The sequence below is a fragment of the Herbaspirillum hiltneri N3 genome (genome assembly GCF_001267925.1).
GTDB classification, from domain to species: domain Bacteria; phylum Pseudomonadota; class Gammaproteobacteria; order Burkholderiales; family Burkholderiaceae_D; genus Herbaspirillum; species Herbaspirillum hiltneri.
On sequence record NZ_CP011409.1, the window covers coordinates 3,174,278 to 3,186,573 of the forward strand.

Genomic DNA, 12,296 nt, shown 5'->3' on the forward strand with positions numbered 1-12,296 from the left:
GCGGGGCGGCGAATCGCGGTCGCCTTCTTTTGCTTACTTTTCTTGGCGAAGCAAGAAAAGTGAGCGGCTGCCGGGCCGCCCCCGGCAACCACGGTCGTCCGAAGAGCGAAAAGATTCAGTTACGAGAAAATTAACAATCAAGCCTAAGCAGAAGCCACAGAATTGGTGTTACCAACCCGCCTAACCAGCTCAGCCAACACCTCCTGCCCCGCCAGCCAATCCCCCAACCCGGACGCAGTATTGATATGCCCCACCGCACCCGCATTGACAAACTCGCTACCCCACACGCCCGCCCAATGTTCCGCACGTTCCGCCGACATCCAGGGATCGTCAGTGCTGCCGACAACCACCGAAGGAAACGGCAGCCGCACCTGCACAACATCAGCCACCTTGAATTTTTCGGGATCCGCCGGCGCCACCAGCAGCGCACCGACGATATGGCCGGCATCAATGCCCGCACGATGCACGGTAGTCAGGCAACCGAAGCTATGCGCGACGATCACGGTTGGCCGGGCGTCCTGCGCCAGCACTTCCTGCAAGCGCGCCGACCACACCGGCAAATCGGCAACATCCCAGCGATCCTGCCCGACCCGCTCAAAGGCCGGATACAGCCGCTGCCAGCGCGACTGCCAATGCTCGGGACCGCTGCCGTCAAGTCCCGGCGCCACCAGCACGCGAAAATCCGCGATGCGTGCAACAACCGTGCTGCCTTGAGTTTTTGCGGTCGTCTTGCCCATGTCAGGCCACCTTGCTTTCGGAGTCAGGAAGCGGGAGCGCCAAACTCGATTTCGGCGTATCCCACAGATAACCCTGAGCATACACCGGCGTACCCAGCTTGCCGCCGAACTCCTGCAGCCGCGCGAATACTTCCGGATTCTCGACGCGTTTGAACACGACGCGGATACCGTGGGCGCCGGCCTGGCGCAACAGCGTTTCAGTGGCCTCTTCATCCGCCAGCTCGCGGGCGTCGACCTTGATCATGTCGGGCTTGACCTTCTCCAGCAAGGCCAGCGCGTCGCGCGCGTCGGCGGCGCTGATCCCGAGCCGGAAGCCGTTGCGCCGGTAATTGTCCAGCACGTAGTTGAGCAGCCAGCCCTGGTTCTGCGTCACCACCGGCATCTGCAGCACGATCTTGTCGTGCGGCAGCTCCAGCAGATTGAGGATGCGGCGGAAAGCGATGCCGTGATTGCTGTCGACCGCTGCCAGCAAACGTGCATGCACGCTCAGATGCAGATTGACGTCATCCTCCACCTGGCGATAGAAATTGATCGAGTGCAACATGCGGCACAGGCGGTCCAATTCGACCGACTCGTCATCGCTGGCGGCCTGGTCAAGCAGGCGCCACAGATGCAGGCCGCTGTCGTCTTCGGAATAACTGCGCGCAAAACCTTCATGCGCGACGATGGCGGCGTCCGGCGTGCCGGCGCTGCCGAATACGCGTATCGGCTGGAACGCGGAAGTGAGCGTGGTATTGAAATATTTTCCCTGCGCCCGCCCTTCCGCATCCAGCCAGACCCTGGACTCCTCCTTCACAGCCCCATTGAGGCGGGCAAGATATTTTTCCAGGGCTTGATACTTCATCGATGGCTCCGCAATGCAATCGGATCAGAGCTTGGCGATCGACACTTCGGTCGCCTTGACCAATGCGACGACTTCGCTGCCGATGACCAGGCCCAGGTCCTTGACCGAGCGTGTGGTGATGACCGATGTGACGATACCGGCAGGTGTTTCGACATCGACTTCGGAGACGACGGAGCCTTCGATGATGGCTTTGACTTTGCCCTTGAATTGATTGCGGACGTTGATGGCTTGAATGGTCATGCTGAGCTCCTAAAGGGACTGCGTTAAAAAAATCAAATTGCCCACTGCACCTGATTGACGGTCTTCTGCAGCGAGACATCGCCGAGCGCGCTGTCCGGCGCATTGGCCGGATGTTGCAGCACGCGCGACAGGATGTACTCTTCCATCTGCGCAAACGCAGGGTTGCCGCGTGCACGCGGACGCGGCAGGTCGATGATCTGGTCGAGTGTGATGTTGCCGTCTTCGATCAGCACCACGCGATCGGCCAGCGCGATCGCTTCCTGTACGTCATGCGTAACCAGCACAGCGGTGAAGCCGCGCTTTTGCCACAGCGATTCGATCAGCTGCTGCATCTCGATACGGGTCAACGCATCAAGCGCGCCCAGCGGTTCATCCAGCAGCAGCAGTTCGGGGTCGTGCACCAAGGCGCGCGCCAACGCCACGCGTTGCCGCTGGCCGCCGGACAACACGGCCGGCCATTCGCCGGCGCGCTCTTCCAGGCCGACCTGGCGCAAGGCTTGCGATGCCGAGGGCAACGCCGCCTTGGGCAGGCCCAGCGCGACGTTGCTGAGCACGCGCTTCCACGGCAGCAGGCGCGAATCCTGGAACATGATGCGGGTCTCCGGCGCGAAGCCAGGTTGGCGTCCGCCGGCGTCCTTGCCGAATACGACTTCGCCGTGGGTCGCTGTTTCCAGCTTGGCGATCAGGCGCAGCAAAGTGCTCTTGCCGCAACCGCTGCGACCGACGATGGCGACGAATTCACCCGGCCTGACGTCGAGCGCGACGGCTTTCAGCACTTCGCGGCCGGCATAGGATTTCGACAGGCCGTTGATGGCGACGCGCACGCCGCGGGTCGGCGTCGCGGACCGGCGTTCGGCGGCATTCTTCACTTGCGTGTTCTCGGCAGGATTGTTTTGCATCGCAATGCCCTTGTTCATTGATAGCCCGGATGCCAGCGCAACCAGAATTTTTCCAGGCTGCGCGCGAGCACGTCAGCCAGTTTGCCGAGCAGCGCGTACAGCAGGATGCCGACCAGCACCACGTCCGTTTGCAGGAATTCGCGGGCGTTCATGGTCATGTAGCCGATGCCGGCCTGCGCCGAAATGGTTTCCGCCACGATCAGCAGCACCCACACCAGGCCGAGGGCAAAACGCACGCCGACCAGGATCGACGGCAATGCGCCGGGCAGGATCACGTCGCGATACAGCGGCCAGCCTGACAAGCCGTAGCTCTTCGCCATCTCGAGCAGCCCCTTGTCGACCGAGCGGATGCCGTGAAAAGTATTGAGGTAGATCGGGAAGAACACGCCGACCGACACCAGGAACAGCTTGGAGGTTTCATCGATGCCGAACCACAGGATCACAAGCGGAATCAGCGCCAGCGCCGGGATGTTGCGCACCATTTGCAGCGTGGTGTCGAGCAGCACTTCGGCCTGGCGGAAGGTGCCGGTCAACAGGCCCAGCAACAGGCCCAGTCCGCCGCCGACGGCGAAGCCCGAGGCGGCACGTCCGGTGCTCACGCCCAGATGCGTCCACAGCTCGCCCGACCGCGCCAGGTTCCAGGCCGCGCGCAACACCGCCCAAGGCTCGGGAAGGATGCGGCTGGACAACCAGCCGAGTTGCGCGGCGATTTGCCATACGACGATCAGGCCGACCGGCAAGGCCCAGGACAATAATTGGGTGGCGCCGAAGCCGTTGCCATTGCCATTGCGCTTTGAGGCAGCGATCTTGCGCGGCGTATCGGCGGTAGAGCTGGCGATGCTTGCACTCATGAGGGCTCCTTAACTCTCCGAAACCTGCTGGGCCGGCTTGGCGGCCGGCGGCGGCACGTGGGTGTTGCCGACGATCTCGCCGAACGGACCGGTCAGGTTGAAACCGGGCAGCGTTTCGTTCTGCTTGCGCGGCAACAGCGGAAACACCAGTTCGGCGAAGCGATACGATTCTTCCAGATGCGGGTAGCCGGACAGGATGAAGGTGTCGATGCCGAGGTCGGCGTATTCCTTCAGGCGTGCCGCCACGGTCGGACCGTCGCCGACCAGCGCGGTGCCGGCGCCGCCACGGACCAGGCCGACGCCGGCCCAGAGATTCGGGCTGACTTCCAGCTTGTCGCGTTTGCCGCCATGCAGCGCGGCCATGCGACGCTGTCCTTCGGAATCCATCCTGGCGAAAGTCTTCTGCGCCTTTTCGATGGTGTCGTCGTCGAGCTTGCTGATGAGCTCGTCGGCGGCGCGCCAGGCCGCTTCTGTGGTTTCGCGCACGATCACGTGCAGGCGGATGCCGAAACGCAAGGTGCGGCCGGCTTTGGCTGCGCGTGCACGCACGGTGGCGATCTTTTCCGCCACGGCTGCAGGCGGCTCGCCCCAGGTCAGGTAGACGTCGACCTGCTCTGCTGCAAGGTCGATCGCCTCGTCCGAGGAACCGCCGAAATACAGCGGCGGGTATGGCGCCTGCACCGGCGGATAGAGCGCCTTGGCGCCCTTGACGCTGAGGTGCTTGCCTTCGAAATTGGTTTCGCCGCCGGTGTGCGTCTTGCCGAGGACATCGCGCCAGATCTTGAGGAACTCGTCGGAGATTTCATAGCGCTCCTTGTGGGTGCCGAAGATGCCGTCGCTTTCCTGCTCGGCAGGATCGCCGCCGGTGACGACGTTGACCAGCAGGCGGCCGCCGGACAGGCGGTCGAAGGTTGCCGCCATGCGCGCCGACAGCGTCGGTGCGCTCAGGCCGGGACGCACCGCGATCAGGAATTTCAATTGCCTGGTTTCACCGATCAGGCTGGCGGCGGTGACCCAGGCGTCTTCACAGGAACGTCCGGTCGGCAACAGCACGCCATCGTATCCCAGGGTGTCGGCGGCGACCGCGACCTGCTTCATGTAGTCATGGCTGACCAGGCGGCCGCCTTCTGCGGTGCCGAGGTAGCGGCTGTCGCCGTGCGTGGGGATAAACCAGAAAACATTCATTGCAAACTCCAATCGATATCGGTATCAGGCAAGACCGGCGGTGCGCCGGTCTGTTGAAAGCCGGCGCATCCTTCTTGCGTATTTACTTCAGCACCGCGTCCTTGACGCTGAGTTTTTTCGGGATCAATTTGAGCTCGAAGAAGGCGTCGGCGATGCGTTGCTGCTCTTCCAGCACCTTGACGTCGATCGGCCGGAAGATGTGTTCATAGCGCTTGAGGCTGACTTCGATGACGTCGGTGTCCAGCCCCTGGATAGGCGCGAGCTGGGCGGCGGCTTCCTTGGTGTTGGCGCGGATCCATTGGCCTTCCTTGGTGATTTCTTCCAGCAATACCTTGAGGACGGCGGCGTTCTTTTCCGCGAACGGACGCGCGCTCAGGAAGAACTGGTGATGGCTGACTGCGCCTACACCAGTAGCCAGGCGACGTGCGCCGATCTGCTTTTCAGCGGCGGCCTGGAACGGATCCCAGATGGCCCACGCATCGATGGCGCCTTTTTCAAATGCCGCGCGCGCGTCGGCCGGGGCCAGGTAGACCGGCTGGATGTCGCTGTAATCGAGGCCTGCTTTCTTGAGCAGGGCGACCACCAGCCAGTGCACGTCGGAACCCTTGTTGAAGGCGATTTTCTTGCCTTTCAGTTCGGCCACGCTCCTGATCGGCGAGTCCTTTTTCACCAGCAGGCCTTCGGCGTCCGGCGTCGGGATTTCATACGCGGTGTAGACAAAGTCTGCGCCTGCGGCCTGGGCAAACACCGGCGGTGCTTCACCGACATAACCGAAGTCGACCGAGCCGACATTGAGCGCTTCCAGCAGTTGCGGACCGGCGGCGAATTCCGCCCATTTAACTTCCACGCCTTGCGCTTGCAGGCGTTTTTCCAGCGCACCGTGCGCCTTGAGCAGCACCAGCGTGCTGGCGGCTTTCTGATAGCCGATGCGCAGCACCGGCTTGGATTGCGCGGCAGCGAAATTGCCGAGGCCGAGGCCGGCGACGGCAATACTAAACGTGGTTAGCGCGGACAGCAGTCCGAGGGTACGGCGTCTGGTGAAGCGTTGTGGTGCACTCATCTGTTTTCCCGTAACGGTTGTTTTGTGTAATTTGGCGTAGCAGGACCCCTCCGCTCCTGCAGCGGATCGTGGATCTTGCGTGGATAATCAATCGGAATCGAAGCCGGAACTGCGTTTAAACGCTACATCGGATCTGCGAAAACGGTACGTCGGTGAATACGCCAGGCGCTGCCTTGTGCAAGGCCAGCAGACTGCCCGACAATTGATCGACGCCTTCCTGCACGCGCGCCACGATGGGGGCGTCGAGCACCAGTCCATCCTGTTCGGACCAGATCACCTGTGCTTCGGTGGCGTAAATGCTCGGCAAGACATGCTTCGGTCCCAGCGACGACAGCACCGGACGCAATGCGTAGTCAAGCGCCAGCATGTGCGACTGGCTGCCGCCGGTCGCCAGCGGCAACACCAGCTTTCCGGTCAGGCCGAATTGCGGCAACAGATCGAGGAAAGCCTTGAGCGCCCCACTGTAGGCCGCCTTGTAAACCGGGGTGGCCACGATCACGGCCGAGGCCTCTTCGACGCGGGCCAGTGCGGCCTTGATCTCGGGGTTATTGAAGTCGGCGCGGATCAGCGCTTGTCCCGGCAAATCGCGTACGTCCAGTCTGGAATAACGGTGCCCGAGCGCGGCCAGCTTTTCGCCGACGTGATGCAGCAGGCGGGTGGAACGGGACGGTGCGGAAGGACTTCCGGCCAGCAAGAGAATCGTCATGGTCAACTCAAAAGATGAATCTGGTGGTGATTCCGGAAGCCATGATGCATGGTTTCCGGAGTTCGATGCCGGGGTACGGGCTTACTTCTTGTTCGGCACGTACAACTGGTCGAAGCTGCCGCCGTCGGAGAAGTGATCCTTCTGGGCCTTCTGCCAGCCGCCGAACGTATTGTCGACGGTGATCAGGTTGACCTTGGGATATTGCGATGCGTACTTCGCGGCGATCTTCGGATTGATCGGACGGTAGTAGTTCTTGGCGATGATTTCCTGGCCTTCGTCGGAATACAGATGCTTGAGGTATTCTTCGGCGACCTTGCGGGTGCCGCGGCGATCTGCGACCTTGTCGACCAGTGCGACCGGCGGTTCAGCCAGGATGGAGATCGATGGCGTGATGACGTCGAACTTGTCCGGGCCCCATTCCTTGAGCGAAATCAGCGCTTCGTTTTCCCATGCCAGCAAGACGTCGCCCAGGCCGCGCTCGACGAAGCTGATGGTGGCGCCGCGTGCGCCGGAGTCCAGCACCGGCACGTTCTTGAACAGCTTCGAGATGTAGTCGCGTGCAGCGGCGTCAGTGCCGCCCTTCTTCAGCGCGTACGCCCATGCCGCCAGGTAGTTCCAGCGTGCGCCGCCGGAAGTCTTCGGATTCGGCGTGATCACGGACACGCCCGGCTTGATCAGGTCGTCCCAATCCTTGATGTGCTTCGGATTGCCCTTGCGCACCAGGAACACGATGGTCGAGGTGTACGGCGAGCTGTTGTGGTCGAGGCGCTTTTGCCAGTCGGGCGGCAGCAGTTTGGCCTTTTCGGAGATTTCGTCGATGTCGTAAGCCAGCGCCAGCGTGACCACGTCGGCGTCGATGCCGTCGATGACGGAGCGTCCCTGTTTGCCCGAACCGCCGTGGGATGCCTTGATGGTCACGTTGTCGCCGGTCTTGGCTTTCCAGTACTTGGCGAAGGCCTTGTTATAGTCGGCGTAGAGTTCGCGGGTCGGGTCGTAGGAGACGTTCAGCAGGGAGATATCCGCCGCGTGCGCCAGCGGCACGACCTGGGAGAACAAGGCTGCCACGGCAACCGACTTGATAAGCTTTTTCAACATGATCTGCATCCCTCTGTGTTCAGTTTTCAGATTTGTTCTGGAGAGCACAGGTTAATGAGGCGGCAAGGAAAAACGAACGAATACTTTCTTCTCTCAATATGCAGAAAACAGATAAGCAAGGACAAGGCTGCCAAATATGAACAGGCGTTGTTCATATCAAATACGCATAAGGGAATCACCGGCGGCAATATAGCCTGGAGATATGGACGGGACCGGAATGACTACGAAATCGTAATATCGGCCGTTGCGACGGAATGACGTAGCCGGCGCAGCCAGCACTGTCAGCGACCATGCAAGTGCAGCTCCGGAGCTGCTGACGCGTTTCATTTTGGTCCTCGTAAAACTACCATCGGGTCAGGAAAGCGCCTCGTTCCGGCACAGTGGCACCTGCTTCTTTTCACAATGTGGTATAAACAAGCTATTGCAATGCATCAAACATCGAGATGAAAAAAGAAGCCCACGACGAGACCGGCGCGATATCGATTCAGGTCATTGAGCGCATGGTGTCCCTGCTGGACGCGCTGGCAATGTATCCGGATCCGGTCAGCCTGAAGGAATTGTCGGCCGCCACCAAGCTGCATCCGTCGACCGCCCACCGCATCCTCAACGATCTGGTGGTGAAGCGTTTCGTCGATCGCTCGGAGCCCGGCACCTACCGCCTCGGCATGCGCCTGCTGGAACTCGGCAACATCGTGAAGAGCCGCCTGAGCGTACGCGAAGCCGCGCTCGACTTCATGCGCGCCCTGCATCGCAAGACCCATCAGACCATCAACCTGTCGGTGCGCCAGAGCGATGAAATCGTCTATATCGACCGCTCTTTCTCTGAACGCTCGGGCATGCAGGTGGTACGCGCCATCGGCGGCCGTGCTCCGCTGCATCTGACCTCGACCGGTAAGCTGTTCCTCTCCATCGACGACCCCAAGGCCGTGCGCGCGTATGCCACGCGCACCGGGCTGGCCGGCCACAACAAGAATTCGATTACCGACCTGAGCAAGCTGGAACGCGAACTGAGCATGGTGCGGGCGCTCGGCTATGCGCGCGACAATGAAGAACTGGAGCTGGGTGTACGCTGCATGGCTGCGGGCATCCGCGACGACTCCGGCAAGCTGGTCGCGGGACTGTCGATTTCGGCGCCGGCTGATCGCCTGCAGGAAGACTGGGTGGAAGACCTGGTCACGACGGCGGCGCAGATCTCGTCGGCGCTGGGCTTTGTAAGCCAGCAGAATCTGCAGGACGGCGTGGCGTAGCAAACTTGCGGACGCCGCGAATAGGGCAGAGGGCAATAAAAAAGGCGAACCGAAGTTCGCCTTTTTTGTATCCGGAATTTACTGAATCCGGCTCAGCCTTCGTCGGCGCGTGCGCGCAGGTTCACGCGCGTCAGGTTTTGCGGACCCTGCTCGGACAGCCATTTGCGCATGCGTGCGGCATCGCCGACGTGCGACAGCTTGCCCTTGGAATCAAGGAACACCATCACCACCGAACGGCCTTCGATCTTGGTCAGCATGACCAGGCAATGGCCTGCTTCATTGATGTAGCCGGTCTTTTGCAGGCCGATGTCCCAGTCCTTGCTGGCGACCAGGCGGTTGGAGCTGGCGTATTGCAGGGCGTGGCCGCTTGGTTCGACCATGTACTTGGCGTCGGTCGAGTATTGGCGAATGATCGGGTAGTTATAGGCGGCGACCACCAGTTTGGCGAGGTCGCGCGCGCTGGCGACGTTGTTGCTGGACAGGCCGGTCGAATCAACGTAGTGCGTATCCATCATGCCCAGCGAACGCGCCTTGGCATTCATCGCCGCGACGAAAGCCGGCAAGCCGCCCGGATAGTTGCGACCCAGCGCCGATGCGGCACGATTTTCGGAGCTCATCAGCGCAATGTGCAGCATGTCGTCGCGCGACAGTTGCGCGCCGACGCGCAGGCGCGAGCTGCTGTGCTTCTGGCGATCGACGTCGTCATCGCTGACGGTCAGGATTTCTTCCATGTTCTGGCGCGCTTCGACCACCACCAGCGACGTCATCAGCTTGGTGACGGAGGCGATCGGCAAGGCGACGGAGGAATTCTTTTCAAACAGGACTTGCGAACTCGCCTGGTCGATCACCAAAGCGACGTTGGAACGCAGGGCCAACGGATCTTGCGTCAGGTTGAGGCCGGCCATGTCGCCGGCGGTCATGACGGGCGGCACCACCGGCACTGTCGGCATGGCGGCAACGCGCTGGTACACGACGCGGCGCTTGCCGTGGACGACGGCGACCTTCTTGACCAGTTTTTCACGGCGGTCCAGAGAAGCCTGAGTGGCGCGCTTAGGCGCGGCAGCTGGACGACGATGGACGACGTTCTTCTTGATTACGGTCTTTTTAACGACTGTTTTCTTGGAATTAGGTGAAGTTTGCGCTTGCACCGAGGATATGCCGACCAGGACCAGAAGTGCCGTAGCGACGGCAGCTAGCGCAGATTTGAGCATTGGTGAACCTCCCCCTGATTGATACATACAAGAAACTGTTGGCAGTGTAGCAAACCGAGGGAAAATCGCAAGATAATTAGGTAGTTAGCGCAACTTTTTAAACAACTTTCTTGAAAAAGGCGCTTTTTTAATTGTTGGAAACCCCGTGCGACTTTTTTAATGGTCGCGATACCTCTGATTTACTACAAACAGACCCGCCAGTACGAAAATAAAACCCACAGCATGATACCAGTGTAACGTCTCCCCCATCCAGGCCATCGCGATAACAGAAGCCAATACCCGGACCAGTTGAACGCATTGCGATGCCCTGCTGAAAAACATTGATCGCACGGCGTTGGTTGAGCGGTATAACGAACGTATGCCCGCTCCCGTTGACGAGCCTCGGCAAAGTCAATGCAAACAATCAGGGCACGCCCGTGCCTCTCATGAAACACGGGCCTGCCTGTCACTTCTTGATCGCCTCCACCAGCACGGTATCGATGTCGAAGGAGTAATCCTCGGCCACGTTGAAGTAGGTGCGCACTTCTGCCGGCGCCGCACGCCACAGCGACTTGATGGCGGCGATGTGTTCCGGCGAGGTGCGCATGCGTGCGACCCAGGAGGAAAACTCCAGCGTCAGTTTCCAGCTCTTGGAAAACTCGATCTGCAGGCCGGTCTGCGCAATCAGTTTTTTCCACGAGGACAGGCTGACGTTGCGCACGTGCGAGGTGTCGCGCAACAGCTCGATACCCTGCACGTAGGTGTCGGCCAGCACATCGGCCGGCGCTGCGGTGTCGATGACCACAAAGCGGCCGCCCTGCTTCAGCACACGCGCGGCTTCCCGCAAGGCTTGCGGCAGATTGCGCCAGTGATGCGCGCTGAAGCGGGTACAGACCACGTCGAACGAGGCGTCGGCGAATGGCAGCCGGTCTGCGCTGCCCTGCTGCACTTCAATATTGGACAACTTGCGTTCGACGGCGGCGGCGCGCACCACCTCCAGCATCTGCGCCGACAAGTCGTAGGCGACCACTTGCGCGGCGACCGGCGCCGTCGCGAAACTGGCGTGACCGCCGCCGCAGCCGAGATCCAGCACGCGGGCCTGCGGATAAGCTGCGGCATAGGCCGCGAGGTCTTGCAGATCCGCCCCCTGCGCATGGACGGCGCTGGTCAGATACGAGGCGGCGGTAGTGCCGAATTGTTCAGAAATCACTTCATTGTGGCTACGCATTCCTGGCTCCCTGAGTTGATGTGGTTGAGAGCCGCTGACAAAATTCCGATGGCAAGCAGCAACGCTGCCGGCGGCGTGTTGTAAGCGGCTGATGTGACTGGAGACGCAAGTGTAGTTGTTCTGTATCCTGGTACAAGTTCACCATTTATACTATTACCCATACCAACAGCCTGCCCTTTTTCCACCATGCCCTCAGACGACACCAGACAGGATAAAAACCTCAGGCCCGACATCAAGCGCAAGGCCTTGGGCGAGTTCATCAAATCGCAGCGCGAGCAGATCTCGCCGACGCTGGCCGGGCTTGGCCATCTGTCGCGCGGCACGCGCCGCCGTACGCCGGGACTGCGGCGCGAAGAAGTGGCGCAGCTGTGCGGCATCAGCGTGACTTGGTACACCTGGATAGAACAGGGCCGCACCGATTCGATTTCTCCGCAAGCGCTGGCGCGCATCGCCGATGCGCTGCACCTGCCGCGCGCCAAACGCACCTATTTGTTTGAACTGGCGGAAAAAAAGGATCCGGTGCATCAGGACGATCACACCGAGAACATTGCGCCGGAAATCCTCGAGGTCGTGCGCAGCATCCGCCAGCCGGCCTACGTGCTGGATCGCTACTGGAATGCGCTGGCCTGCAACGCACCGGCGCGCAAGCTGTTCACGGGCTGGCTCACGGCCGGCAGCGAATACGACAACCTGCTGTTTTTCACGTTCTGCACGGCGGCTTCGCAAGAACTGATCACCGACTGGGAACAGCGCGCACGCCGCCTGGTCGCGGAATTCCGCGCCGATTGCGGCCAATACCTGGACGACCCGCAAATCAAGGCGATGGTGGAAGAATTATCGGCGCGCAGTGCGCTGTTCAAGCGCACCTGGAGCCTGCAGGATGTGGTCGAACGCGAGGGCGGCAAGCGCCTGTTCCGCCATCCGGTGCAAGGCGAACTGACTTACCAGCAGGTGAATTTCCGCGTGGCGAACCGGCCGGATCTGAAGCTGATCACTTTGATGCCGGCCTGAGCG

At 61.0% G+C, this 12,296-nt stretch carries 14 protein-coding genes; 2 read left to right on the forward strand and 12 right to left on the reverse strand.

The features are described from left to right. Positions 1 to 143 precede the first annotated feature (143 nt). The 9 genes from F506_RS14425 to F506_RS14465 form a co-directional block, all read right to left on the reverse strand. Positions 144 to 737: an RBBP9/YdeN family alpha/beta hydrolase gene (locus F506_RS14425; protein ID WP_053198513.1), complete on the reverse strand. Its 594-nt coding sequence runs from the start codon at positions 735 to 737 to the stop codon at positions 144 to 146. A 1-nt stretch (position 738) separates the two neighbouring features. After that, positions 739 to 1,581, reverse strand: coding sequence for an EAL domain-containing protein (locus F506_RS14430; RefSeq protein ID WP_053198515.1), 843 nt, complete (start codon positions 1,579 to 1,581; stop codon positions 739 to 741). A gap of 24 nt (positions 1,582 to 1,605) precedes the next feature. Beyond that, positions 1,606 to 1,821, reverse strand: a complete 216-nt coding sequence (locus F506_RS14435) for a TOBE domain-containing protein (RefSeq protein WP_007884497.1) — start codon at positions 1,819 to 1,821, stop codon at positions 1,606 to 1,608. Between the two features lie 32 nt (positions 1,822 to 1,853). Next, on the reverse strand, positions 1,854 to 2,720 hold the full coding sequence (locus tag F506_RS14440; protein WP_053201644.1) for an ATP-binding cassette domain-containing protein: 867 nt from the start codon (positions 2,718 to 2,720) through the stop codon (positions 1,854 to 1,856). A gap of 14 nt (positions 2,721 to 2,734) precedes the next feature. Further along, entirely contained in the window at positions 2,735 to 3,571 is an 837-nt protein-coding gene (gene ssuC / locus F506_RS14445) for an aliphatic sulfonate ABC transporter permease SsuC (RefSeq protein ID WP_083457899.1), read from the reverse strand. A gap of 9 nt (positions 3,572 to 3,580) precedes the next feature. Then, positions 3,581 to 4,756 carry an FMNH2-dependent alkanesulfonate monooxygenase gene (gene ssuD, locus F506_RS14450; protein WP_053198517.1) on the reverse strand — a complete coding sequence of 392 codons (1,176 nt, stop codon included), beginning with the start codon at positions 4,754 to 4,756 and terminating at the stop codon, positions 3,581 to 3,583. An 82-nt stretch (positions 4,757 to 4,838) separates the two neighbouring features. Next, the gene (locus tag F506_RS14455) at positions 4,839 to 5,816 is read right to left on the reverse strand and encodes a sulfonate ABC transporter substrate-binding protein (protein WP_053198519.1); all 978 of its coding nucleotides are present in this window, start codon (positions 5,814 to 5,816) and stop codon (positions 4,839 to 4,841) included. A 115-nt stretch (positions 5,817 to 5,931) separates the two neighbouring features. Then, on the reverse strand, positions 5,932 to 6,522 hold the full coding sequence (gene ssuE / locus F506_RS14460) for an NADPH-dependent FMN reductase (protein WP_053198521.1): 591 nt from the start codon (positions 6,520 to 6,522) through the stop codon (positions 5,932 to 5,934). An 81-nt stretch (positions 6,523 to 6,603) separates the two neighbouring features. After that, a complete protein-coding gene (locus F506_RS14465; protein WP_053201648.1) occupies positions 6,604 to 7,617 on the reverse strand; it encodes a sulfate ABC transporter substrate-binding protein in 1,014 nt (337 codons plus the stop codon). A 443-nt stretch (positions 7,618 to 8,060) separates the two neighbouring features. On the opposite strand from F506_RS14465, the gene F506_RS14475 reads away from it, so the two are divergent. Beyond that, positions 8,061 to 8,864: an IclR family transcriptional regulator gene (locus F506_RS14475; RefSeq protein WP_053198525.1), complete on the forward strand. Its 804-nt coding sequence runs from the start codon at positions 8,061 to 8,063 to the stop codon at positions 8,862 to 8,864. A gap of 92 nt (positions 8,865 to 8,956) precedes the next feature. Here the strand turns inward: F506_RS14475 and pbpG are convergent, their stop codons facing one another. From pbpG to F506_RS14485, 3 genes are all read right to left on the reverse strand, one after another. Beyond that, complete coding sequence (gene pbpG / locus F506_RS14480; protein WP_053198527.1) at positions 8,957 to 10,075, reverse strand: D-alanyl-D-alanine endopeptidase; 1,119 nt, start codon at positions 10,073 to 10,075, stop codon at positions 8,957 to 8,959. Positions 10,076 to 10,231: 156 nt separating this feature from the next. Further along, positions 10,232 to 10,396: an EamA family transporter gene (locus F506_RS23855; RefSeq protein WP_144424062.1), complete on the reverse strand. Its 165-nt coding sequence runs from the start codon at positions 10,394 to 10,396 to the stop codon at positions 10,232 to 10,234. 124 nt (positions 10,397 to 10,520) lie between these two features. After that, entirely contained in the window at positions 10,521 to 11,282 is a 762-nt protein-coding gene (locus tag F506_RS14485) for a class I SAM-dependent methyltransferase (RefSeq protein WP_053198529.1), read from the reverse strand. 186 nt (positions 11,283 to 11,468) lie between these two features. Here F506_RS14485 and F506_RS14490 point away from each other — a divergent pair, with 186 nt between their 5' ends. Continuing rightward, entirely contained in the window at positions 11,469 to 12,293 is an 825-nt protein-coding gene (locus F506_RS14490; RefSeq protein WP_053198531.1) for a helix-turn-helix transcriptional regulator, read from the forward strand. Positions 12,294 to 12,296 lie beyond the last annotated feature (3 nt).